The sequence below is a fragment of the Paenibacillus sp. oral taxon 786 str. D14 genome, assembly GCF_000159955.1.
Lineage (GTDB): Bacteria > Bacillota > Bacilli > Paenibacillales > Paenibacillaceae > Fontibacillus > Fontibacillus phoenicis.
This window is the reverse complement of record NZ_GG695980.1, coordinates 1-26,047: the sequence shown is the minus strand read 5'-3', so window position 1 is coordinate 26,047 and position 26,047 is coordinate 1. Positions and strand designations below refer to the sequence as shown.

At 46.4% G+C, this 26,047-nt stretch carries 19 protein-coding genes; 17 read left to right on the top strand and 2 right to left on the bottom strand.

The genetic code is table 11. The annotated features are described in order from the left end of the window. From POTG_RS13850 to POTG_RS13805, 10 genes are all read left to right on the top strand, one after another. Positions 1-358, top strand: a 358-nt coding sequence (locus POTG_RS13850) for a helix-turn-helix transcriptional regulator (RefSeq protein WP_009225455.1), incomplete at its 5' end; no start/stop codon positions are given. A gap of 27 nt (positions 359-385) precedes the next feature. Beyond that, positions 386-1,765 carry an extracellular solute-binding protein gene (locus POTG_RS13845; RefSeq protein ID WP_143811927.1) on the top strand — a complete coding sequence of 460 codons (1,380 nt, stop codon included), beginning with the start codon at positions 386-388 and terminating at the stop codon, positions 1,763-1,765. A 152-nt stretch (positions 1,766-1,917) separates the two neighbouring features. Further along, positions 1,918-3,303: an extracellular solute-binding protein gene (locus POTG_RS13840; protein ID WP_232282303.1), complete on the top strand. Its 1,386-nt coding sequence runs from the start codon at positions 1,918-1,920 to the stop codon at positions 3,301-3,303. Between the two features lie 63 nt (positions 3,304-3,366). Then, the gene (locus tag POTG_RS13835; RefSeq protein WP_009225452.1) at positions 3,367-4,236 is read left to right on the top strand and encodes a carbohydrate ABC transporter permease; all 870 of its coding nucleotides are present in this window, start codon (positions 3,367-3,369) and stop codon (positions 4,234-4,236) included. 4 nt (positions 4,237-4,240) lie between these two features. Then, the gene (locus tag POTG_RS22760) at positions 4,241-5,554 is read left to right on the top strand and encodes a carbohydrate ABC transporter permease (RefSeq protein ID WP_009225451.1); all 1,314 of its coding nucleotides are present in this window, start codon (positions 4,241-4,243) and stop codon (positions 5,552-5,554) included. A gap of 61 nt (positions 5,555-5,615) precedes the next feature. Next, entirely contained in the window at positions 5,616-6,392 is a 777-nt protein-coding gene (locus POTG_RS13825; RefSeq protein ID WP_036645459.1) for an SDR family NAD(P)-dependent oxidoreductase, read from the top strand. 137 nt (positions 6,393-6,529) lie between these two features. After that, positions 6,530-7,678, top strand: coding sequence for a mandelate racemase/muconate lactonizing enzyme family protein (locus POTG_RS13820; RefSeq protein ID WP_009225449.1), 1,149 nt, complete (start codon positions 6,530-6,532; stop codon positions 7,676-7,678). Between the two features lie 40 nt (positions 7,679-7,718). Further along, entirely contained in the window at positions 7,719-8,708 is a 990-nt protein-coding gene (locus POTG_RS13815) for a 2-dehydro-3-deoxygalactonokinase (RefSeq protein ID WP_009225448.1), read from the top strand. Further along, positions 8,702-9,337 carry a bifunctional 4-hydroxy-2-oxoglutarate aldolase/2-dehydro-3-deoxy-phosphogluconate aldolase gene (locus tag POTG_RS13810; RefSeq protein ID WP_009225447.1) on the top strand — a complete coding sequence of 212 codons (636 nt, stop codon included), beginning with the start codon at positions 8,702-8,704 and terminating at the stop codon, positions 9,335-9,337. The genes POTG_RS13815 and POTG_RS13810 overlap by 7 nt, the downstream gene beginning before the upstream one ends. Positions 9,338-9,625: 288 nt before the next feature. Continuing rightward, the gene (locus POTG_RS13805; protein WP_157273452.1) at positions 9,626-10,294 is read left to right on the top strand and encodes a helix-turn-helix domain-containing protein; all 669 of its coding nucleotides are present in this window, start codon (positions 9,626-9,628) and stop codon (positions 10,292-10,294) included. 354 nt (positions 10,295-10,648) lie between these two features. Here POTG_RS13805 and POTG_RS13800 read toward each other — a convergent pair whose 3' ends face one another. Beyond that, positions 10,649-12,562, bottom strand: a complete 1,914-nt coding sequence (locus tag POTG_RS13800; protein WP_009225445.1) for a glycoside hydrolase family 127 protein — start codon at positions 12,560-12,562, stop codon at positions 10,649-10,651. Positions 12,563-12,919: 357 nt separating this feature from the next. Between POTG_RS13800 and POTG_RS13795 the strand changes: the two genes are divergently transcribed. The 7 genes from POTG_RS13795 to POTG_RS13765 all read left to right on the top strand — a co-directional run bounded on the left by POTG_RS13795 (position 12,920) and on the right by POTG_RS13765 (position 24,914). Next, on the top strand, positions 12,920-14,350 hold the full coding sequence (locus POTG_RS13795) for an NAD-dependent succinate-semialdehyde dehydrogenase (protein WP_009225444.1): 1,431 nt from the start codon (positions 12,920-12,922) through the stop codon (positions 14,348-14,350). Further along, positions 14,350-15,750: a sulfatase family protein gene (locus tag POTG_RS13790; protein ID WP_009225443.1), complete on the top strand. Its 1,401-nt coding sequence runs from the start codon at positions 14,350-14,352 to the stop codon at positions 15,748-15,750. Before POTG_RS13795 ends, POTG_RS13790 begins: the two co-directional genes overlap by 1 nt. Before the next feature lie 300 nt (positions 15,751-16,050). Then, on the top strand, positions 16,051-17,520 hold the full coding sequence (locus POTG_RS13785; protein WP_009225442.1) for an IS1380-like element ISPaen1 family transposase: 1,470 nt from the start codon (positions 16,051-16,053) through the stop codon (positions 17,518-17,520). A 275-nt stretch (positions 17,521-17,795) separates the two neighbouring features. Next, positions 17,796-18,887 carry a transposase gene (locus tag POTG_RS13780; RefSeq protein WP_009225441.1) on the top strand — a complete coding sequence of 364 codons (1,092 nt, stop codon included), beginning with the start codon at positions 17,796-17,798 and terminating at the stop codon, positions 18,885-18,887. A gap of 298 nt (positions 18,888-19,185) precedes the next feature. After that, on the top strand, positions 19,186-21,441 hold the full coding sequence (locus POTG_RS13775; RefSeq protein WP_009225440.1) for a helix-turn-helix domain-containing protein: 2,256 nt from the start codon (positions 19,186-19,188) through the stop codon (positions 21,439-21,441). Positions 21,442-21,565: 124 nt separating this feature from the next. After that, on the top strand, positions 21,566-21,805 hold the full coding sequence (locus POTG_RS13770; protein ID WP_009225439.1) for a hypothetical protein: 240 nt from the start codon (positions 21,566-21,568) through the stop codon (positions 21,803-21,805). 91 nt (positions 21,806-21,896) lie between these two features. Beyond that, a complete protein-coding gene (locus POTG_RS13765) occupies positions 21,897-24,914 on the top strand; it encodes a glycoside hydrolase family 2 TIM barrel-domain containing protein (protein WP_009225438.1) in 3,018 nt (1,005 codons plus the stop codon). 412 nt (positions 24,915-25,326) lie between these two features. On the opposite strand, the gene POTG_RS13760 is transcribed toward POTG_RS13765, so the two are convergent. After that, positions 25,327-26,047: IclR family transcriptional regulator (locus POTG_RS13760; protein WP_036645452.1), on the bottom strand; the 721-nt coding region annotated here is incomplete at its 5' end.

Sequence of the window (26,047 nt, the reverse complement as noted above, 5' to 3'; positions counted from 1 at the left end):
TGCTTTATTATCCAAGCATAGTAGTCTGGAGGGAAAGGAAATTATGGAAGCTGTGCGACTATACCTGGAGCAGCATTATGCCGAGCCGATTCAGTTGCAGATGATAGCGGAACGTTTCTTCATACATCCGAACTACTTCTCGAAGCGCTTCAAAGAAAAGTATGGGGAGTCTTTTGTCGATTACTTGAACAGTATTCGAATGAAGGAGGCTGCAGCCCTGTTGGGTGAAACGAATTTGAAAATTCGTGAAATAAGCGAGCGTGTTGGATTCGAGGATGCGGCCTACTTCAGTAGTGTGTTTCGCAAGTGGTACGGTGAAACGCCAAAACAGTACAGGGAGAGACAGTTGAAAAAATAAATTTTATATGTGGAAGTGGGTGTGACGATGAGGAGCTACAGGCAATGGAGAGCGGCTGTCGTACTTTCCTTATTTTTCTTGTCTTTACTCACAGCATGCTCCAAGCAAGAGACTTTGCACCTCAAAGGAGATTCCTCTCAGCAGGTTGTTGAAATTGTAGTGTGGGATAAGCCTTTTTCAGGTCAAGCAGATAAACCTTATTTCGATCGAATGTTCAAGGAATTCGAAAAGTTGTATCCGAACATACGGGTTATTCATTTGGAAGCGGCGTATGAGAAGGAAAGAGAGCAATTTATGACAGCGGTTGCAGGAGGCGAGCAGCCGGATCTGTTCAATGCGGCTTTTCCGGATATGGAATCTTATATCGATCAAGGCATACCGGCAGATATTACGGAGATGTGGGAAGCGTATGAGGATAAGGATCAATTCTCGTCTATTGCGATGAGTGTGGCGACTAAGGATAATCGAGTTTATGGCATTCCTAATTTTATGTATGTGACAAGCCTACTTTATAACAAGAGAATATTCGAGGAGCAGGGATTGAATCCAGATGAAGCGTTCCGCGATTGGGAAGCCTTTGCATTGGCTGCTCAGACTGTCACAGACAGAAAGGATGATCGTTATGGATATGCCATTCTCGGAACAGAGTGGGCGGATTGGTTTTTTGAATATTATGTATGGCAGGCAGGCGGAGATCTTACAAGCAAGAATGATGACGGTACAGTCGAGCTGACCTTTACTTCTGAGGCGGCAGTGAAGGCTCTTCAATACTACAAGGATCTTCGGTTTCGCTATATGGCTACACAGCCGAATGTTCTTCAAAGTTTAGACGATAACAAAAAGGATTTCTACGCGGGTAGAGCGGCCACAATGATCACGACATCGAATTGGTTCGGTGAAATGATAGCAGCAGGTTTAAATATGGATGACATTGGTGCAACTATGCTACCCGCAGGTCCATCAGGTGATTCCCTTGCCCAGATAGGAGGAGGAATATGGATTCTGAATCCGAATGCCTCCGAGGAGAAGCAGAAGGCTGCATTCATCTATGCAACTTTTATTATGTCCAAGTATGCAGTGGAACAACTATTGCTATTCCAGAAGGATAATTCCAGTATGCCGAATTTATTATCAGTTCGTACAGATGTCGATCCCTTCTCTTATGTGGAGGAGATGCCGGAACATCTGATTCATACTATTCAGGATGCGGTAGGTGAAAGTCGCCTCGAGTATTTCCTTAAGGCAAGGCTAAGCCCATATGTTGCCAAAGCCGTTCAGCAGGTGCTGCTGGACGAAGAAGCAGATCCCTTCGAGGTGCTGAGTGAGGCTCAGGAGCTTGCTCAGCGCGAGGTTGTGGACCCCTATAACAGTGAGATAAGGATGCAGACGAGCGGAGCTCCCAGGTAAGGGAGCCGCTTCGTTTTTTTTATTGGCTACTTGTATGCGAAAGTTAAGATATTCATATGAACAGCTTAATATTTTCTTACAGTTCCATATCATTGTCTCTTTATAATAAGAGTTGTAAAGAAAAACACATTATTCGAATGGGGGGTTCATCAGTGAAAAATAAGGCAAAACTAATGGCTGTTCTTGCTCTGACTCTCGTTGTATCGCTGTTCATGTCAGCGTGTTCCGGCAATAATGGAAGCGGTAACAATATAAGTGGAGGGGATTCGGCTTCAACATCGTCTGAGAGTGATGATATTGTCGAGATCGTGGCATGGGACTTGCCACAGGATGGCGACCCGGCAAAGCCTTATTGGGAGCAAGTCCACAAGGATTTCGCCGAGAAGTATCCGAACATTAAAGTTGAGCATGTAATGCAGACGCTGACAAAGGAAAGAGAGCAGTTCATGACAGCAGTCGTGGGCGGTGAGCAGCCTGATCTATATGCGAATGCGTTCCCGGATATGGAGTCTTATATTGATCAAGGTATTACGGCTGATATTACTGAGTTGTGGAACAACTATGCCGAGAAAGATATGTTCTTGCCTTCAGCAACACAGGCAGCAACAAGAGATGGAAAAATTTATGGTATCCCGAATTTTATGTATGTAACGGGACTTGCTTATAACAAACAAATGTTTGCCGATGCAGGACTGGATCCAGCGGAAGCGCTGAAGAATTGGGAATCATTTGGTGAAGCGGCTCAGAAGTTGACTGATTCATCTAAAAATCAATATGGCTATGCCTTGCTGGGCATGGACTGGGCCGACTGGTTCTTTGAATACTATGTATGGCAAGCTGGTGGAGATCTGACAGAGCTGCAGGAAGATGGTACGGTAGAGCTGACATTCACATCTGAGCCTGCTGTGCAAGCACTGCAATATTATCAGGATCTTAAGTTCAAATATAATGCGACGCAAAAGAATGTTGTACAGAGTCTGGATGAGAACTCCAATGATTTCTATCAAGGTCGCGCGGCATCTATGATTGCGGCATCCAACTGGTTCGGCGCAATGGTATCCTCAGGAATGGATATTGAAAACATCGGGTTCTCTGTATTACCGCCGGGACCTGGCGGCACATCGCCAGCACAAGTAGGCGGCGCGGTGTGGATCTTCAATCCGAAGGCAACTCCTGAGAAGCAGCAAGCGGCGTTTACTTATGCAACGTACCTGATGTCCAAGGAGGTACAGGACGGCTTACTGCAGTATCAGATGGATAACGGTATCTTCCCGAATTTGCTAAGCGTAAGAACCGATGTGGATCCGTCGCAATTTGTAGAAGGCATGCCTCAGGATTTGATTGAGAGCGTGCGAGCGGCAGCAGGCGAAGGTCGTATGGAATACTTCCTGAAGAGTCGTCTGAGTCCTTACGTTGTAAAGGCCATTCAAGAAGTTTTGATGGATGAGAATGCTGATCCGCTGGTGGTTATGCAGGAAGCTCAAGACTTGGCACAACGTGAAGTCGTAGACAAATACAACGAAGAAGTTAAAAAATAATAGCCATTGGGATTCTCCTTATTGGGAGGGTCCCGATAGCCATTCTTGGGGTGAGGGAGACATATGTTGCGTAAATTAAACATTCGCTGGGTGCCTGTTCTGTTTCTGTTGCCTTCCGTGATTTGTTATTTACTCTTTAAGTATTATCCATTATTGAATATGGCATATATCAGTTTTTTTGACTACAGCATCGTTAATCCGCCTGGCAAATTTATCGGCTTTGACAACTACATCGAATTTTTGAAATCAGCTACGTTCTGGCAAGCAATTTCAAATACATTTATCTTTTTCGTTTTATATTTAACTTTGACGTTCTGGATTCCTATTGTTCAGGCATTGTTTCTATATGATATTAAGAAGGGCAACGCGTTCTTCCGCTTCATGTATCAAATGCCGACCATCATGCCGCTTGTAGGCGGGGTACTCGTCTGGAAATGGATGTATAACCCGGATTTTGGTTTGCTGAACTATTGGCTTGATTTCATAGGATTAGGTCCTTACTTATGGTTGAATGATGCAACAATGACGAAGCTTGCGATTGTCTTGCCTGCTGTATTCGCCGGTAACGGTATTTCCCTGCTGTTGTATTATTCTGCTTTGAAGTCGATTCCAACTGAAATATTGGAGGCGGCCAAGATGGATGGAGCAGGTTCTTGGAGAAGGATGTGGACGATGCTTCTGCCAAATATCAAATTTATTATTATTATTCAATTTATTGCTTTTATGTCAAGCGTACTGCTCGCTTATGACAATATTTATATTATGACACAAGGCGGACCGGCAGGAAGCACGACCGTAGTGTCCATGCTTGTTGTTAATTCCGCATTCCAGCAATCCCGATTCGGCGTATCCGGGGCTATATCTGTGTTCATGTTTATTGTGATTGCGGTATTGACCATCATTCAGAATAAAATTTCTGCAGAAAAGGATTGATCATATGGAACGTACACGCATAAGGGAAAAAGGGGAAAGATCACTCAAGATTACAGCTTATGTTGTGACGATATCGTTCGTAATCTTTGCGTTGATCCCTATTCTGTGGATGTTCGCTTCTTCACTCAAGACCGAAAAGGATATTAATTCCTATCCGCCCAAGTGGCTTCCGACGATTCCCCAATCTATTCAAGTAACGATTGACTACACGGGAATAGAGGAGACCGATCCGGAGTTCTATGAGAAAGACGCCATGAGAGCGATGTGGTATCCATGGATGAAAAATATCCGTGAGAGCATCGGAGATGTGACTGTCACAGGCGTGAAGGATGGTCACAGGATTTATACGGCAGAGACTATCTCCTCCATGTTCTTCGTAGGACAGCAGAAGGTAGTGCCAACAACGATCTTCAACGATAAGATGATGGATAACAAGTTGCCTATCATCCGGGAGAACAAGTATTCCAAGTTCAAATGGGAGGGTGACAAGGGCGAGAGCATTCAGGTATCTCCAGCTATTGAAGATTCTGATTTGTCAGGACGCTTTTTCGAATTCTATCAATCCAATGATTTGGTCAAAGGTCAAGTTGTTACAATTAGCGAGGAATCCAACTGGATTCGCATCTTTAGCAGCTATACGGCGTTGAATAAGATAGCGCAGGATACGGCTGGCTCACTGGGCTTCGCTCAATACTTCTTGAACAGTGCGATTATTACGGTAGCGAGTGTCCTTGTGCAGATGGTACTGGGGGGACTTGCGGGTTATGCGCTTGCTCATCTTATCGAGAGCAAGAGATGGAAGTTTTTCTGGATCATGTTCTTCTTGGCAACAATTATGATTCCTGATATTTCTTTGCTACTTCCGTTATATCTGCTTATGAAAGACTTAAATCTTGTCAATTCCCTGCTTGCCGTTATCTTGCCTCATACCGCTTGGGGGATTGTCATCTTTCTGTTCAAAGGCTTTTTTGACCAAGTATCCAAGGAGCTTCTGCAGGCGGCCAGGGTTGATGGTGCTTCCGAGTTTAGAACGTTTCTGCAGATTGTTACACCGCTGTCTATTCCTATCTTTACAACCGTTGGTGTTATGACCTTTATTCCAGTATGGAATGAGTTTCTTTGGCCGCTTGTTGTTAACAGCTCGCCGAAATATTGGACCTTTACAGTTGCGCTCAACGACCTGCAGAATCAGCCAAGCGTGCTGCAGAACATGTTGATGGCCAGCGCGTTCATATCCATGTTCCCGCTGTTGCTTATTTTCCTGTTTGCACAGAAGTATATCGAGAAGGGCGTTGCGTTCTCAGGCGTGAAAGGTTAATTGTTAATCGTTCGATGCACCGCGGAAAGTGAATCTCAGAGCCAGGAGGCAGGTTTGCGATATGAAAGGGAAGATTGCGATCGTGACAGGTGCTGCTGGTGGCATAGGCAGGGGCGTCGTTGAAGTGCTACTGCGTGAGGGATGTCGAGTTGCTATGCTGGATTGGAATGAGGCTGCCGGTCATGCTGCCATGCGGGAACTGACTGCTGCAGGCGGAGAAGCTTTCTTTGTCCGCGCAGATGTATCCAGTAAGGCGGATATAGAGAAGGCGGTCAAGCAGACCGCCTCACAGCTTGGAGACATCGATATTCTGGTCAACAATGTAGGCACGCATTATTACAGGCAGGTGGATCAGATTCCTTTTGAGGACTTGGATCGGGTGTTCCGAACGGATCTGAAGGGGCAGTTTCTGCTTATTCAACAAGTGCTTCCTTACATGAAACGAAACCAGTCCGGCGCCATTATCAATATTGCATCCGTGCATGCCCAGGTCACACTTCCAGGCTTCAGCTCTTATGCTGCAATCAAGGGCGGAGTTGCGGCCATGTCAAGGAGTCTGGCACTGGAGCTGGCGCCATTCGGCATTCGAGTCAATTGTGTTCTGCCTGGATTGACTCGGAATATTGGAATGGAGCGATACCTGCGTTCCATTGCTCCTGAGGAACGAGTGAGCAAGGAAGCTGAGCTGACTCGTAACATTCCGATAGGAAGAATGGCAGAGCCCGCCGAAATTGGCGAGCTAGTTGCCTTTCTTGCAAGTGAGAAATCATCGTATATGACGGGTTCTTCTATTGTCATTGACGGAGGAGTTTCAGTTCGGTTGCACAATGATTACTAAACTACGATACAAGACACTTCAGTGCTGTGTGCTGGAGTGTATTATTTTACGAAACATAATTTATATATAAAATTATATTTGACATAAAAAACTGATGAAATATAATTGAAGTAATTCAACGCAAGGGGGAATGCAGGATGCGTATAACAAATGTTCAGGTGCATGTCATGAAGTCGCTGCTGGAAGAACCTTTTTATTTCTCTCAAGGATGGGTGAAGCAACGTTCATCAGTACTCGTAGAAGTGGAGACGGATGAGGGTATTACAGGATGGGGGGAGTGCTTATGTCACGGCTTGCAGCCGCCGGAGATCGCTGCAGCATTTATTCGGCATGCCTATGTCCCCCTGCTAATCGGAAGAGATCCATATGATACGGATGTGTTGTGGGAGGAAATGTACAATTTATCTCGTCCTTACGGTCAAGGCGGGTCAGCCGTTAATGCGATAAGCGGCATTGATATTGCTCTCTGGGATATTAAGGGCAAGAGCTGCGGTCTTCCTGTCAGCAAGCTGCTCGGAGGCACGTTCCGTACGCAGGTCATGCCGTATGCGACGGGCTTCTACCGGACGGAGAAAGGGAATTATCCAGCTGATGGCGTGAAAGAGGCCTTGCAGCATAAGGCGAATGGACTTCGTGCCATGAAGCTTAAGATTGGATTTGGCATTGAAGAGGATCTGACTTTGATTCGCTCCATTAGGGAAGCAGTTGGAGAGGACATTCTGCTAATGGCAGATGCCAACGGTGCTTATAACGCCGGATTAGCTAGAAGATTACTGTTGGAGTCTGCGTCATCAAACCTTTATTTTATGGAAGAATTGCTTGCCCCTGAAGACATAGAAGGCTACAAAGCGATCCGACATTTGACAGGAACACTAATTGCTTCGGGTGAAAATCTGTTTGGAAAGATTGGGTACCGAAACTGGATTGCGCAAGGCGCGCTTGATATCGTGCAGCCTGATCTGTGTTCCTCTGGAGGATTCACCGAATGCAAGAAGATCGCAACACTAGCTCAGGCTTGGAATACGATGATGATTCCGCATGTATGGGGCTCAGGAGTTGGTCTTGCGGCATCGCTTCAGTTTATTGCTTCCTTAGCTCCTGCACCTTTGGGTCTTTTTCCGGAAGAACCGATGCTGGAATACGATCAATCCTCCCATCCATTCCGAGCGGATTTAATCGGACATGCCATTACCATGCAAGATGGAATGGTATCAATACCCGATGGACCTGGCATCGGAGTGGAAATTAATCGTGAGATTGTTGAGAAATATGCTGTGAAGGTTTGAAATGAGCAATGAATTCGAGAAGTTTGAAGGGAGGCATAGAATGAAACTGATTGTTATTGATTGCGGCACAACCAATTGCCGCATGAGACTGATGGATGGGGATACACTGCTAGCGAGTATTACGAAGCAAGTAGGGGCAGGAGATACAGCACAATCTGGCAGCAACAATGGATTGAAGCGGGCATTGAAGGAAAGCTACGAAGAGCTTGCAGCTGCTGAGCCGGAGGCTATAAGGGAGGTCCACGACATTGTAGCTTCGGGGATGATAACCTCAAGCGCGGGGTTGATGGAGATCGAACATCTTCCAGGACCGATTAAGCTGTCTGATTTTATAGGTTCGATTAGGCGATTCGCATTCCCGGAATTGTTCCCTCAGCCTGTATTGTTCATACCTGGCGTAAGATTTAAGGGGGAAGAAGAGACGGATCGCGATATGATTCGCGGCGAGGAGACCGAACTGTATGGTTATATGGAGCATATAGCACCGGAGGAGATGGGGATTAAGGGACGTCTGTTCATGCATTATGGTTCTCACCACAAGTGGATCAAAACTTGGGAACGATCCATTGTGAGCTGCAGTACGTCTATATCGGGCGAACTGATGATGGCTGTCATGCAGCATACGCTTCTGAAGGACAATACGTTACCGCTTGACGAAGTGGTGCCAGATCCGGAATGGGTACGGAAAGGGCTGGAGACGGCTAGGCAATACGGTACTGGTCGCGCTCTCTTTCAAGTGCGAACGCTGAACGTGCTGGATAAACATGACAAACAGGTTTCGACTAGCTTTCTGCTCGGGGTTATTGTTGCCCAGGATCTGACAATGCTGACGGAGGAGATGCTGAGTGGTGTCGAGGTTATCGTCTTATATGGAAGACGTTTGTTTCCTTCCATCGTTGTACCCATTTTACAAGAATTTTACCCGAGCATTGCCATTCGGGTTGTGCCAGAGGAAGAGTCTAGCCGGTTAAGTGTTCGCGGTGCGGCGAGTTTATATCGGCAGTATAAAGAGGAGATGAGCATATGTTAACTGTACAGCAACAAATCGAAACGAGTAAAGTAGTTGCCATTCTTCGAAATGTACCGCTAGACAGATTGCCGAGAGTTATGGAAGCACTCTATGAGGGTGGTATTCGTGTAGCCGAAATTACGTTAAATTCGGAAGGTGCCCTTGATGGCATTCGTATGATGAGGAAAACATACGAGGGAAAGATGGCGATTGGTGCTGGGACCGTTGTATCGATGGAGAACGTTAAGCAAGCCATTGACGCAGGTGCTGAATTTCTGATTTCCCCCCACACAGACGAGCGAGTTATAGAAGCAGCACTATCTTACTCCAGTATTCCTATTCCCGGAGCAATGACACCGACTGAGATTGTTCGCGCCACTGGAGCTGGGGCGCCGTTTGTGAAGCTGTACCCATGCACTTCCTTCGGTCCAAGCTATATGAAGGAGCTTATGGCGCCCTTGAATACCGTCAAATTTATCCCGGTCGGCGGCATAACTGCCGATCTCGCAGCTTCATATATTAAAGCTGGAGCTGTTGCGGTCGGAGCCGGAAGTGGTTTGGTTTCACATGGTGATGTGATGTCACATAACTATGCCGCCATCACATCAAATGCACAGCAACTTGTTCACAATATTGAATCTCTGGATTGAACAATGGTAGGATAAATATATGCAACGTATGGAGGAATCGTTCACGCGATTCCTCTTTTGACATGAATGGGACAAGAGGAGGTGTTGCTGCTCATGCAGCATAGCGTCATATTCCGAACGGATCGAGTGCCTTTCGTAGACAATGTAGGTTTGTTCAGGACGAATGCGTTATGGGCTCATATGGACCGTGTGCTGCCTCACGACGTCATGATTTTTGTCAGAGAAGGGCTTGTTCACATTATTGAAGATGATATTGAGTACTCTATATCTCCTGGAGAGGTTTTTTTGATGAAAAGGGGAATCCGTCATTATGGCTTAAGAAAAACGTTGCCAGGTTCGGAGTGGTATTGGATCACGTTCGGCACTCCTGAGACGGAGGAGACAGGCTTGGAGAATGTAGATATACGGGGGGAAAGCCTAATGATTGGCCATCTGCCTCAAGCCATAGAACTGAAATGGTTGAAGGTAAGCGATTTTCAGGGCACCTGTGTCCGGCTGAACAAGCTTCTTCATCACTACACGATGGGAACAGTCTATGACAAGCTGAAGTTGAATATTGGCACCCTTGATTTGCTTCTAGAATTATACCGGGATGTAACCGATTCCAATAAGAAGCGACATAAACTGCTTGACGATGTTAAAACGTTCGTGTATCGGCATCTCCACGAAGATATTCGCTCCGAGCAACTAGCAGAGTCTTTGCAAATGAACTATTCGTATATGAGCAGAGTGTTCTCCAAAGAAGCAGGCATGTCCATCCGAAAATTCATTATGGAAGCGAAAGTGAAGGAAGCGATTCGCTTGTTCAGTGAAAGCAACCTCAGTATCTCTCAGATCAGCGAAAAGCTAGGTTACAACAATCCGTATTATTTTACTCGGATATTCAAGCAGGTGACGGGATATAGCCCCACGGATTATCTTAAGAAGGGGTATTACGACAAAGGGATCTTTCAATAAACTTGGGTCTGTCCAAAAAGTCAATGGAGATTTGAACTGCTACCCGTCAAATCGACAATACAAAAATTAAAAGTCAGATAAACGGCCTTGATCCTGAATTCCATCGGACTGAGGCCGTTTAGTTTAGCTTGTAGTCATTCGTAGAGCCGATATGACCAGCTTCGATCTCATGAATAATGGCAACTTTCTCTGAGGCTATATGCTCTTTTTTGGACGTAGAAATGCTCCCTAACAGCAACAGGTTTTATTATTTTACCTGTCTACCGTATGGGGAGCATGTCAGATTGTTGGATATCCTCAGTTTTCTGTTGCAATTAAAGGATTAATTGAGCATCCACAGCATATTGAACCTCATTAAATGAGAGGAAGCCAGACGGACATGTCGGTTTGTCCACGATTATTCCATGCATAATAAGGAACAAGCGTTATTTCGATCTCCGTCATATCAAGTGACTCAAAAGGAGTGTAGAGTGTATTAGAATAATCCTTTTGTGCGATCTTCAAGGCAGTACCCTGCAATCGAGTGATGCCTCCAAGCAGTTCACGATCATAGCAAGCCTCGAATTGTGTGCTGATCGGTATGCGAATTTGATCGATGGCAACATCTTCAGGCAGATCTATACTTTCCAGGCAGTAGACAAATGGTCCATACATGAAGGCAACCTGTCCGCGATCTTCCTCTACCATCGGATTGGCTGCAATTCGTTTCACTCGCATAGGCAGTAGAAGCTCAATCTGATCATTGGCCTGCCACTTGCGTTTCAATTCGTGATAGGTGCCAGCTTCTACATCTCCCTGTTGAACACCATTGACCTTCACCGTTGCACCATCAGCCCACTGTGGAATGCGGAGATGGATGGACGTTTCAGTGTTCAGTGAGTTGTTAATCGTAATCGAAATCGTCTCCTCTGCAGGGAAGTCAGATTTCATCGTCAGGCTTAGTGTTTCACCGGAGGACAGTGTTGTATTCAACTCATTACCACTATACAGATGAATATATAAACCATCGTTCGATTGTCCGTAAGCCCATTGATGGAGTCTGGCTATCGTACGAAGCACCTGTGGAGGGCAGCAATAACAGGTGTGTGTGAACCATCTTGCAGTTCTGAAATGTTGAGTTTGTGGTGAATGATGGTTGAATAGCTTGCCGCCTCTTGTCTCCAACGGATTTGTATAACAGAAATGATGGCCGTCAAGTGTCATGGAGCCTAGCAGGCTATTGTATACAACCTTCTCGAACGCATCCATATACTTCGGCTCCTGCGTTAGATTGAACATACGCATCGCCCACATAGCATTACCGATATTCGCACACGTCTCTGTATAAGCAGAGCGGTTGGGCAGATGATAGTCGGTGCCGAATGCTTCCCATATCTTGTCCCCATTTGGAGACAAACCATTGTAGATAGAACCGATACCGCCCGTAAGATACATCTTCTTGGTGTACATGTTGTTCCATATCTTTTCCAGAGCGCGCATAACTGCTTCTTCGCCCGTGTGAGAATATACATCTGCAGCGCCAGCGTACAGATAGACGGCTGTTACAGCATGCCCAGTTGCTTCTGTCTCTTCCCGTAGTGGAGTGCGATCCTGATTTTGATCCTCGCCGCCGTAACCTGCGCCTCTCATGGTCATAAAGATATCAGCGAGCTTAAGATACGTCTCATTGCCCGTAATGCGATAAAGATCTACAAGTCCCATAATATTGGAAGGATTCCAGCCATAATGGATGAGATGCTTCGGACACGGATTGAAGATTTCATTCAAATAATTGGCGGCCTTCACCGCAACATCTAGAAAGTTCGACTTGCCGGTTGCTGTGTGATGAACGCATGCGGCAGTTAGCAAATGACCAAAGTTATAATCTTCATGGTAGATGCGCTGTCCCCAGCGCTTCTTATGGCTCAATTGAATGTTGGTGCTGATATAGCCGTCGGGATCTTGTGCCTTGGCGATAAAGCCAATGTATTTATCCATTTTTTGATCCAACGCAGCATCCTTCGTAATGGAATAAACATGTGCGCAAGCTTCAAGGAATTTATAGCAATCCCCATCGGACCAATCCTCGCCGTAATGCCGGTCTGATTTGAGTCCAGCAGCTACCTCAAAGTTAGGCAAATATGCGCCGTTTCCCTTGACATGAAGGGCCTTCTCCATGGATTCAATCATCTCTTCATGGCATAGATGGAAGCGATCCGCCCAGAACCCTGTGGTCCATTTGACATCGGTCATATTTAATGGTTTTACTCTTCTCATATCCTTTTCCACGATATAACCTCCTGTTAAATTTGAATTGTCGTTCTGTCTTCATTTTATCGATATTTTGCTACAAACAGCCATACATTATACCATACAATTCTAGTACTTCTTTTACTACTTGAAAGGGGATGGCGTTGATTCATTTCGGCAGTTGTTACCTTCGGCCAATTATCACGCATCACATGAATTCACTAGTTCTATTAAAGAGAAAACGTGGGGACTATTAGTATTTGCCATGCTCGGACCAGCTATTGTGCTTTACCGCAAACTCTAGTGTGCTATAAAAAACGTTGACATCCTCAAGTGACACAGATATCATTTAAATATATATTATCATTTTATAAATGAAACGGAGCTGGAGGAAGCGTGTACAAACATTATATTGGTGGTAGCTTGGTCGAAGGGCTTGGTTTGACATTAACTGTACAGAATCCGGCAACTGAGCAAAAAGTGGGTACTCTGCTTAAAGCAACGGGGGAGCAAGCGCAAGCGGCACTCGAAGCAGCTCAGCAAGCCTTTCCTATATGGTCCGGTTATTCGCTTAAGCAGCGTGGAGAATGGATGGAACGTCTGGCTAGGGCTATAGAGGATAATCGAGAGAAGATTCTGGATGTGCTCATGAATGAGACGGGTAAGCCGCTTGCTCAAGCAATCGAGGATATGGAAATGCTACCTAGATGCTTGAGGTATTACTATGAGGAAGCAAAACGATTGCATGGCCGTATTATCGAAGATGAGGATCGAGGCTTCATGAGCTTGATGAACAGGCAGCCTGTGGGCGTTGTCGTCGGCTATTTGGCCTGGAATTTCCCGCTGCTTAATCTGGGCTATAAGCTTGGACCTGTGCTTGCATCAGGCTGTACCTGTGTCATTAAGCCATCTCCGTTGACACCGCTTACAACTCTGCTGATCGGACAAATCGCGGAAGAAATTGGATTTCCTGCAGGTGTTATTAATCTGATTACGGGCGATACTATTGAACTGTCGTCAGTGATGAACACGAGCACTATCCCCCGCATGCTCACTTTAATCGGATCGACGTCAGCTGGCAAAGCGGTAGTGGGTCAATCTGCGACATCAATTAAACGATTCTCCCTGGAGCTCGGAGGCAATGCGCCTGCCATTGTTCTTGCTGATGCGGATGTGGAAGCGGCAAGCGAACAATTGATTAATTTGAAATTCGGCAATGCCGGTCAGATCTGTGTGTCGCCAAACAGAGTATTTGTACATGAATCCATATATGAGGCATTCGTGGCGAAGGCCGTCGAGAAGGCTAACAAGTTTACACTTGGATGGGGACGTGATCCTAAGGCGATGATGGGACCGATGATAACGGAGGATCATCGATCCAGAGTTCAGGAACTGCTGGCAAGCGCAATTGCTGAAGGAGCAACGATTGTAGCAGGTGGGGGGATTCCTGCGGGATTTAGTAAAGGATTCTATTTGGAGCCGACCATAATTACCAATGTGACGCCGGCTATGCGAATCTGTCAAGAGGAAATCTTTGGCCCAGTTATGCCTATCATGCCGTTTAATAATCGTGATCAGGTTATTCAAGAGGCGAATAATACCGACTTTGGTCTTGCATCCTATGTATTCGGCACAGATATTAATGATATTCTTTATATAGCCGAATCGCTCGAGGTTGGCACCGTGTGCGTGAATGGACCGCATTACTCGGTGGAGCTTCCTCATGGCGGCGTGAAAGAAAGCGGAATTGGCAAGGACTGCTCTGTTTACAGCTTGGAAGAATATTATTCGGTGAAACGAATTACGATTCGGAAGGAGAAAGTGTAATGTCTGAGAGTAACAAACCGAATATTCTGTTTCTAATGACCGATCAGCAACGGAATGATACCTTTTCATGCATCAATCCGGAGGTCGTGACGCCACATATGGATCAACTAATTGCAGACAGTGTGTTTTTCTCTAATGCTCGCTGTGCAAATCCATCGTGTGTGCCATCCAGAGCGGCTATCATGACGGGAAAATTTCCTTCGGAGTGCGAGTGTCCGACCTTTATCACTCACCTTCCGGCTCACGAGACAACCTTTATGTCACGTTTGCAGGAAGCGGGCTATCATACGGCAGTTATTGGCAAACAGCATTTTGCTGGCTCGCCCATTAAGCGGGGATATGATGAAGAGATGATTATTGACGGACATAGCGCCTTGTACCCGGATGATACGATTCAGCCATATTTAGATTATTTGACAGAGAATGGAATTGATAGAAAGCATGTGATGAGCAAAACGTTAATTAGCGGAGGCACGTGGGAGGTGGATACCAAGTATCATCTGGATGATTATATTGGTGAACTTGGCAAGGCATGGATGAAGAAGAAGGGTGCTGCCAAGGATGAGTGCGACAAGCCGTGGTTCCTCACCTTATCGTTCTCCGGACCACATCATCCTTACGACTGCGAAGGAACAGAATTTGCGGAGCTCTATGATTACGAGAAGCTTTCGGTTCCTAAAACGAGCTACGCTGATTTGGATGAGAAGCCGCCGCACTTTAAGCAGATGGGTTCTTATGCAGATATTTATCTCAAGCATTTCTCTGAAGAGACATTCAAGAAGACAAAACGCTCCTATTATGCAAATATAAGTTTGATCGATCAAAAAGTTGGAGAGCTTATCCGCATTATGAAGGAAAACCATTTATATGACAATACGTTAATCATCTATACTTCTGATCATGGGGATTTCATGGGGGACTTCGGCATGGTGGAGAAATTGCAATGTCTCTCTGATAGCTTGATGCGCGTACCACTCTTCATAAAACCACCGATTCAAGGATTTTCTGGTTTTGAAGTGAAGGATGATGTGTTGAATATCGACATAGCGGCAACTTGTCTTGAGGTTGCGGGGGCAGAAGTGCCCGCAAGCCTCTCCAATTATCCGTATACTTGCTACTGGGACGATAGTAAACAGAAGAAAGTGCGGGATGCGATCTACATGGAGGCTGGTTCCATTAGAGGGTGTATCCATCAAGGAATCAAAACGGTTCATTATTTGGATCGCAGCTACGGCGAGCTGTACGATTTGAACAAGGATCCTCAAGAGAGCCACAACCTGTGGAATGATCCGGAGTATACCGAGCACAAGCTCGAAGGCTATCGCATCATTGTTAATCATATGTACCGGGCCATACCGAAATCTGATATTCCATGGAATGTGGGGACGCCAGACATTTAGCTTATTTTGTAGGACCAATAGGTAAGAAAGACATCATATCCAGTAAGAGGGTTTCCCTCATTGGATATGATTGTTTCTAAGGGATACCTGAATCCGTGATCCCTAAAATCGAAATAACGAGATAATTGAACATGAAATCGGAATGTAGCCTAGCCAAAATCTGAGAGATTCACGTTGTGACAAGGCATTTTCGTCATAAAAAGTTGCCAATTTTTTTGCAAAATAAACAGGACACTGCAAGCCTCTTGTCAAAGGTTAAACCACCACGAATAACCAACGAGAGGAAGTGTCCCTAGCAACATGGTACCACAAGCAACGAACCATGCGCCAGAACGAAAATCACGCCGCGAACGCCGAATTGAAATTCTTGCGGAGCGTCGCCGAATCAAGCAGATCATGAAGAAGTTGAGACCGGTCACATTCGACAACAACACCGTCACGGAAGCCGGGAACTTCCAGTTCCTTGCCAGGTTCAAGGAACTCATCGGTCTGGACACCCTTATCGAGAGTCACGTTCATCTGGAACAAACAGCCAACTGTGTCTACACGGCCGAAAAGCTCGTCGATCACCTGCTGGACTGCGCGCTACTCGGCCACACACGTTTTTCACATATGAATGCCCTGCAGTCGGACCCTGGTTACCAGATCGTTACCGGCATCGAGCGTTTTCCTGACGAAAGCACCTTTCGCAATTTCCTGGGCAAACTCACCTGGAGCCATCTGATTCAGCTTGTCGCGTTAAACCGGGATTTGCTGGCACATAAGGCGCGGACGGGCGAAAAGCGCCTGGTCTGGATCGACATCGACGACACGGTCATCACGCTGTTCGGGGAGCAGGAAGGCGCGACAAACGGCTACAATCCGCGTTACCACGGACGTCCCTCGTACAAGATCCGGGTTGCTTTCATCGCCGGAAGCGGCGAGCTGATCCACTTGCAACTGAATCCCGGCAACATGAACGGCATGAAGGATTTGCTCTCGTTCGTTAAAGAAGTCGAAGCGATGCTGCCGCCGGAATGGATCGTCGAAGGCATCCGGGCCGACTGCGGTTTTGCCGACGAAGCTGTCATGGCGTACGCCGAAGAACGCGGCTGGCAGTACATCTTCAAGCTCCCGAAGAAAGCGACCGTCAAGAAGGCCATCGCTTATCTGCAGCAGCATCCCGCCTTTTGGGAGACGCTGAACGAAAAGGAAGAGCACATTACGTTCGCAGACGAGGATGATCGTTGGGCTGCTGCCGACATCCCGATTCTCCTTACCAACTGGGAGAAAGCCAGGCGCTGTGTCATCTACCGGGAAGCCCACGAAACCGAGCGTACAACCGATGGCCAATTGACGATGGCTCTCACGACCTATTCCTTCCAAGCCATTGTCACCAATACCGATCTCAAGCCGCTCATGCTGCTTCGCTCGTACAACAAGCGCGCCAACATCGAGAATCGCATCGATGAATTGAAAGAAGGTTATGCGGTGGAACAAAACAGCCAACATTCCATGCTCCGCAACCTGCTGTTCAGCTGGATCAAGGCCATTGCCTACAACGTGATGGTCTGGTTCAAACAGACGCTGATGCCGGAAACCTTGCAGCGGTGCGAAGTCCAAACGATTCGCCGAGCGGTGATCCGGGTACCCGGCAATGTGGTCGGCTCCGGTCGCTACCAGCATATCCGGCTTGCGCCGAATCCGACGCTCGCTGGAATCGTCGATGCGATGCAGCAAAAGCTCAGAGCATTGGCCATAAGCTTCATTCCGACTCTACATGCGGCCTAACGGTTCGATTCATCCCTGGCCATAACGGCATTTCGACCTGTAAAAATCAGGTCTTCTTTGGTTGTGCAAAAAAACGCAGGATCACATCAGAACGTAAGAAGACTTAAAAGCCCGGCTCCAAAAACGCATTGAAACAGGCATTCCGTAGTGCGATGGCGGGTTATCCATAGGCCTGAGTTATCCACATTCCGATTTCATGTTGAAGTAAATCAATGATCGATGGAGAAAAAGTAGGATTATCGTAAAATTCTACTTTTAACCATCGAGGTACATGCATGAAAATCCAATTTGTACGATCCCAAGAACTCATTCTCACCACTCATGCAGGGCTGGCTACCGTCGGTGCCCTGCTTGCTCATACAAAATTAACGAAACGATTGAATCATACGGTGATTAAAGATTGTGAACACCCGTATCACTCCCATGCGGATGTGATGAAAAGCTACCTGGGACTTCTCTGCCAAGGCAAGAGTGACTTCGACCACATCGAACCCTTCCGGAAGGATGATGTCTTCTCCATTTGTATGCAACTAAAAAAAGTACCATCAAGCCCTACACTCCGCCAGCGTATGGATGCTGCCGCTGCGTCTGAAAAAGCGGACTGGAACCGGATCTTGCTCGAGGAATCTGCCGATCTCCTCCGTCATATCCAGGCTCCGTTAACCGGTCTGCTTGCAGGCGGAGAGAGCTATATCCCTCTCGATCTGGATGTCTCTCCGTTCGACAATTCGGGTACCAAGAAGGAAGGCGTATCTCGCACCTATAGAGGTACGGACGGCTATGCCCCCCTCTTCGCCTACCTCGGCCAAGAGGGGCATGGCATCAACGTGGAACTGCGGGAAGGCAAAACCGAGTATGTTGGCGCGATCGAGTTTGCGCAAAAAGGCTTCAAATCCAAACTGCGACAAGTCTTTCACGTCATCGAACGGACGATGGAGCCGGATGGTCAATTGCTTCTCGTTCCGAAGATTGAAGTGCATGTATACTGGACATCATTGCGATGTGCGCCTTGGCGCGTTATTGAACTCTATCGCGACCATGGCACAAGCGAACAATTTCACAGCGAAATCAAAACCGATCTGGACCTGGAACGCCTTCCGGCCGGAACATTCGCAACGAATGATCTGGTGCTGCATGCTGGAGTGTTTGCTTACAACCTCTTGCGCATCATGGGTCAAGAAAGTCTGCGAGAAGACGATGCGCCAATCCGCAGCAACGTAAAGCGCAGACGGATTCGCACCGTCATTCAGAACATTGTTTACATGGCGGCACGATACGTCCGTCATGCAGGCAGAATCGCTTTCAACTTCGGCAGCAATAGTCCATGGTTTCTCACTGCACGACGCCTATACCAAGCATTTGCTTGAACAAACGAAAGAAACGTCCTCTCCACAGCTGAACACCTGCAGAAAGACAGGCTTATTGGGCATGCATAAAAACGAAAATGCATAGCTTACTGATACGAATTGGATTGTTGGAACGACACACTTTCTCAAGGTTAGGCTCATTCTACCCTGAATTATACCAATACAGGAATGTGGTCTACTGTAAGATCACGGATTCAGGGGATATTGTGCGAATGCAAAATAATTATGTAAAATTACTAGAACCGCTCTCGAATCGATACTTGTGATTCAAGTTTTCAAGTAAAGGAGCAGCAATAGTATGAGAATGAAGCTGGGTAAGTTGTCCTTGTTCTACAGATATTTGTTTTCCTACGCACTCTTACTTATACTTCCCATTCTTGTTACCGGTTTTTTTGTTTATCAATACTTTGTGGGGATGCTTCAGTCGCAAGTGCTCCAATCCAATCATAGCATGCTGGAGCAGGTCAGAGATACGATGGATAATCAGCTGTTGGAAATGAGGAATATTGCCATCCAACTGTCGACCAAACGGGAATTCGATCCGGATCAGCTTGGGCAAGCTTATGCTGTCTATGAGGCGAAAGAGAAGATCAGTCTTTACGCTGAAGCGAACACTTTTTTCTCCGAGGTCGCATATAAGGCACATGGGGTACCATTGCTCATTTCGTCGAAGAGCACATATCTCTTACCTGTGTTCCATCAGATATATTTGATGAACCAAATGGATTACGGACACTTTGAGGAGATGCTGAAGAAATCTGAGATTCATGTTCAGGCTATTGGCTCCATGGAAGGGGAACTTGATGTATCCAAGGACCTGTATATTTCCTATACCGTTCCAGTTCCGAAGGGTGGTTCTTTCAATGAAACGAAGGGCATGCTGATCTATCTCATCAAAGAGAAGGAAATGAGACGGATGCTGGAGCCTTTCCTCCCTTATGAGAAAAGTAATGTATATATTGTGGACCAGTATGGCCAGCTTATCACTTCGTTGTCCAACAAGCTGGATTTGCCGGAGGAGCTGCTGCATTCAGAGTTGGAGTTAAACGGGATCAGACAACTTGGTGGTGAACCCTATTATGTATCGAGGATCACATCCCCTTCCAGCGGTTGGACGTATATAACCGTCGTTTCGGAAACACAGCTTATGAAACCTGTTAATGAACTGAAATATAAAGCGACGATTGTATTGCTGCTTATTCTTATTATTGGCTCCAGTATCATCTATATCAACATGCATGTTCATTATAATCCGTTGCGCAGATTGATTGGCATTGTGGACGAGAAGTTACGTTTGACGGAGTGGAATTCATATCAAGGACTCGACAAGCTTCGGTCGGCATTCGATTATATGAGCAATCGGAGTCTTACCTTAGAGAAGGAGGTAGAGCTAAGCAAAGCAGCGCGCAGACAGCAATTGCTGACCCAACTGCTGCAAGGACAGACGGGAAATGAGGAGGATTTTCGTCAAGCTTGTGAGGAGTTAGGGATTCGTCTCCGTGGAGAGTACAGAGTCGTCTGTATGGAAGCGCATCCATGTGATAGAACTGATTCAACGAATGCCTTGGCAGCCTTGTCATGCCCATGGAGAATGATTGTTTCTGATGAGATTGACATGTATCAGGTTGAGACCATACAGCTTCATCGCTGGATATGGATTCAAGCAGTGAGTGAACATGAGGCTTGGTCTGTATGGCATAAGCAACTGGATGATGCGACAGGCATGGCCTGGACCATTGGAGTCGGTGAGGTATGCAATGAACTTATCGATCTACCAAAATCCTATATTAACGCTCTGACAGCGCTTCAATTTCATCTAATAGTAGGGAGCGATCGCGTCATTTTGCCAGATCAACTGACGTCCAGAGAGGATAAATTCTCCGCATACCCTGCGAGAGAGCTGGAGATGCTCAGCTTCCATATACGCGAAGGAGACCTCGAGCAGGTAAGATGCTATCTGGGAGGTATGCTGAAGCAGATCCGAGAGCGAAGTAAGTCCTTGCTGTCCGCCAAATATATCTATTTCGACCTTATTCATACCATTCTCAAAGCCGTCTCCAATGAAAACATTCATCAGGGCGTATCAATTTCATATCCTGATATTATTGAGCTTACCCAATGCACTTCATATCGGCAGATGGATGCGATTGTATGGACAATACTAGATGAGATTACCCCGATGCTTGAGAAAGAAAAGAAGCTGGAGGACAACGTGTTGCTTCACCAAATTATAGAGCTGCTGCATGACAAGTATTCGGATTCACAATTCAGCATTCAAAGCATGGCCAATCATTTCTCGCAATCGTCATCCTATCTTTCTCGGTATTTCAAGGAGCACACTGGTCGAACGGTATTGGAATATTTGAATGGTATTCGAATTGATGAAGCGAAGCGGCTATTAATTGAGACGAAGCTCACGGTAACGGAGATTGTTCAACGTATAGGCTATAGCGATCCATCAAGCTTCATTCGAAAGTTCAAGTCAGAGTTTCAATTAACGCCAGGAGAGTATCGAAAGCGTATGCAGAAACAGCACGAAAGACTGCCGCAATAAGCGAAAAATGCCCGAAACCATTGGAGTAAAAGCGAATTCGGACGTTTTTTATATTTAGCATATGGGTACAAAACTCGCTGATTGTACTCAAGGATTTCGCTTTATAAGATTAATGAGCACCTAGGTGAAAGCGTTTTATAGTATTGGGATTTTTAAAAAGAGGGGGGGAATTGAGACGCTGGCTCCTATTGAGCTTGACTTGGGTGAGAAGAACGGTTTCTACGTAATTAATTTTGCGCATTTTGTGATAAATGGCTTATCACATGAGCATTGGAAAAACTATATCGCTCAACTGAAGAAGATGAACATTGGTAAGTATGTAGCTATTTATCAAAAGTATTATGATTTTTTCCAGGCAAAGTAAAAGTTAGTGTGGATGAATAGTAACCTAGAGTTTGTATCCAGGTTACATTTATAACAGGTGTATTTCAAGATTCAAATGAGGTGGAAAAGCCATGTTGCAAATAACGAAATATTGGGACGATCTTGATGTCCTGCATGTGAATCGAGAGGAGCCGCGTGCTCATTATATTCCATATGCCGATGATCGCTCGGCGAAGTTGGCCAAGCGCGCACACTCGCCCTTCTATCAAACGTTAAACGGACAATGGAAATTTCGCTATTACAAGAGCGTACATGAGGTGAAGGAAGCTTTCTATGAAGACGGTGTCGATGTCAGCGACTGGGATGATCTGATTGTACCTTCCTGCTGGCAGACGAATGGCTACGATCAGATGCATTATTCCAATGTCAATTATCCTTTCCCTTGTGACCCTCCATTCGTACCCGATCGCAATCCGGCAGGTTTGTATATCCGGGACTTCCAGGTTCGCGAGGAGTGGGTGGATAAGAAGAAGTACGTGGTTTTCGAGGGTGTCAATTCTTGCTTTTATTTGTGGGTGAATGGTTCCTTCGTTGGGTATAGTCAAGGAAGCCGTATGCCTGCAGAGTTCGATCTATCGCCCTATCTCCGCAGTGGAAGCAATAGAATGGCTGTTATGGTACTGAAGTGGTCTGATGGTTCCTATCTGGAGGATCAAGACGCATGGCGGTATTCGGGCATATTCCGGGATGTTTATTTGCTGGCACGCAGCGAGTGTAGAATTCGTGATGTATTCTATCAGACAGAACTGTCGGACAGTTTCGATAAGTCCGTGCTGCAATGTACGATTGACACGGTCGGTTCCGTAGAGGTATCGATTCAGTTGGTAGACGCTGACGGGGTGAAGCGGGGAGAAGCTTCGGGGACAATTGATGGTTCCGCCACGTTCAATCTAGCTGTCGAGCAACCAAAGCTTTGGAATGCTGAACGTCCTTACCTTTACAGTTTGTTTGTCTGCGGCGGCGGTGAGGTACTGCATTTCAGAGTTGGTATGCGGAAAATAGAGGTTCAGGACGGCGTGTTCCTTATAAACGGGCAAGCGGTGAAGCTGAAGGGTGTAAACCGTCATGATTCGCATCCTGAGCTTGGACAGACGATACCTCTCAATCATATGATTCAGGATCTGTATCTGATGAAGCGTCACAATGTGAACACGATCAGAACATCACATTATCCGAATGATCCCCGCTTCCTTGATCTATGCGATGAACTGGGCTTCTATGTCATAGATGAGGCGGATCTGGAGTCTCATGGTGTACTGCATGCGGGAGACTATCATATGCTGGCTAAAAATCCGACTTGGGAGAAAGCTTTCTTGGAGCGTGCGATAAGGATGGTCGAACGAGATAAAAACCATGCGAGCGTTATCATGTGGTCCTTGGGCAATGAATCAGGCTATGGCATCAACCACATTACGATGGCCAGATGGACCAAAGAAAGGGATTCGTCCAGATTGATTCATTATGAAGGGGCAGCACTAAAGTATAACGGGCATCCCGATACGGATTGCCTTGATGTCAACAGCCGAATGTATGCAACGGTTCAGGAGCTTCTGGACTATGCTACCGATAAGAGTCTGAATAAACCTCTGCTCCTGTGTGAATACAGCCATGCCATGGGCAATAGCTGTGGAGACTTGCAAGACTACTGGGATGTCATCTACAAGTATTCGAAGCTTATGGGTGGCTGCGTATGGGAATGGTGTGATCATGGGATTAAGAGTGTGTCTTCAGAGGGAGAGATCTTCTTCGCCTATGGCGGGGATTTTGGCGATATGCCGAATGACGGGAACTTCTGTATCGATGGACTTGTCAGCCCTGACCGTATTCCGCATACCAATCTGCTGGAGCTGAAAAAGGTGATTGCACCTGTGCTGCTGGAGGCGGAGGATGTGTCGAAGGGGCTGCTTCGTGTCACCAATAGGTATGATTTCGTGGACCTGTCCGAATGTGTCATTGCTTGGAAAGTTGAATGTGACGGCGAAACGATCGAGCAGGGGCAGTTGCCTCTCCTTCATACCGCTCCCAAGCAGTCTGAGATCATTGAGGTGCCTTATTCATCTCCAGCTGCCAGCGGACGTTGGTTCTTGCATGTAACGGTTATGCAGCGAAACGATACACGCTGGGCGGCTGCTGGTTATGAGATAACTAGCGAGCAGTTCGAGCTGCCAGCCGCTCACTTGTGTGCGAATCAAGAGTCAACTGTTGCATGGAAATCAACTCTGACGGTCAAAACATATGGAGCGGAAGTGTGGATAGAAGGTTTCGATTTCCTCCATGTGTTCGATCTGCAGGCGGGCGCGTTCACACAAGTGACCAAACATGGAGTACCTCTGTTGCAAGGCATGCCGAAATTTCATATCTGGCGAGCTCCTGTAGATAACGATCGCAAGATCAAGATGTTATGGAAACAGGAAGGCTATGATCGTATTGAAACAAAGATTTACCGCTCCGAGATGACACAAGCTTCAATTGACAAGGTTAGATTCGAAGTAGAATTCTCTCTTGGCGGTTACATTAAGCTTCCGATCTTGAGAGGACTTGCGATATGGGAGGTTGATGGAGAAGGTGTCATCACGGTTGCAACCGAAATGAAGGTTCGTGAGGAGCTGCCTTATCTGCCGCGTATCGGTTTGCAGTGGATTATGCCGTCAGGCAATGAGGAGGTAGAGTACTTCGGTTACGGTCCACATGAGAGCTACATCGATAAGCGTCGAAGTGTAAGGAAAGGGAAGTATGCCCTGACCGTGGATGAGATGTATCACTCCTATGTTGTGCCGCAAGAGAACGGTTCGCGTTATGGTACAGAGTGGGCTACGGTAAGTAATGCGCTTGGCATGGGGTTAAGGTTTACGAGCCCAGGGAGCGAATATTCCTTCCAAGCCTTGCATTATACACCGGAGGATTTGACTTCAGCTATGCATACACATGAGCTGAAGCGGAGAAAAGAGACGATTGTTCATCTCGATCATCGCATGAACGGCATTGGCTCTAGCTCCTGTGGAACAGATCTGTTGGAACCCTATCAGCTGAGTGACAAACAGTTTGCCTTCAAGCTGCAGATTGCTCCAATTATGAAAGAAGACGAATAATAAATGGAAGTGGAGATTCAACAAAAATTAAGTTGGCAGATGCTAATACAATGGTTCAAGTGAGTACTTCCGTTACCTTTGATAAATCCTTTGTAATTCCAAGCGGAATAAAGCTTCAGAGCTTCGTCACGCTAACTATTCAGAGCTCTATCCATGTATACGGCAAGCTGGATTATGCAAGAAGAAGTGTGCATGAAGGAATGTTGGTTGCTGAAATGAAGTATCCAGTATTTATACCGGCTGTGCGCAAGAAGCGATTGGCGTCATTTTCGAATAATCACAGATGGATGTAACGCAAGGAAGCTCGAATTATTCCTCAGGGCTTCCTTGCGTTTGGTTGTGGTGTACGGTTTTGTGGAGTATAAACATAAGCTCAAGTAATAGCAGGATGGACGATCCTCCCCGTTATCCATTAGGGCCTCCTGTAGCCAAGCTGCTCGGAGATGACTTGGGAATACTGCAAGGCGAGCTGAATATACCGGTCGATCGTCTTCTTTGACATGCGGAAGATTGGACCGGACACACCGATAGCTCCTTCAAGCTGGCCGGTCGCATTTATAATAGGCACACCGATGCAACGTAGTCCTTCACAAGACTCTTCCATATCAAGAGCGTAGCCCTGTATTCGAATCTGTGCAATTTCATCTCTAAGCTTCGATGGGTCGGTTATAGAAGCGGACGTTGCGGGCTGGAGATCGTGATGAGCCAGATAAAGCTCCAGTTGGTCCGGACTAAAAGCCAGCATCGCTTTGCCTAAGGCTGAGGTATGGGAGGGGTATTCCAACCCGACAGTTGAAAGAAACTTGATAGGTTCCAGACTTTCAAGTTGGTCGAGCACAAGCGTTGTGCCAAACGATCCAGGTTTCGTTAGCAGGGTCGTTTCCCTTGTCTCGTCTCGAAGGGCGCGCATTGAAGGCTCTGCAACCTGTTTTAGTGTAATCCTGTTGGCGATAGAGCTGCCAAGATAGTACAGCTTGCCAGTTAATTGATAAGTGCTGTCCGTTTCCTTCTTCTGAATATACCTTTTTTCTTCAAGCTCCTTCAATATCCGAAAGACGGAATTTGTCGTAATAGATAACGTATTGCTGATCTCGGTGACCGAGAACGGCTTATTCTCTCTGGCCATAAGTTCT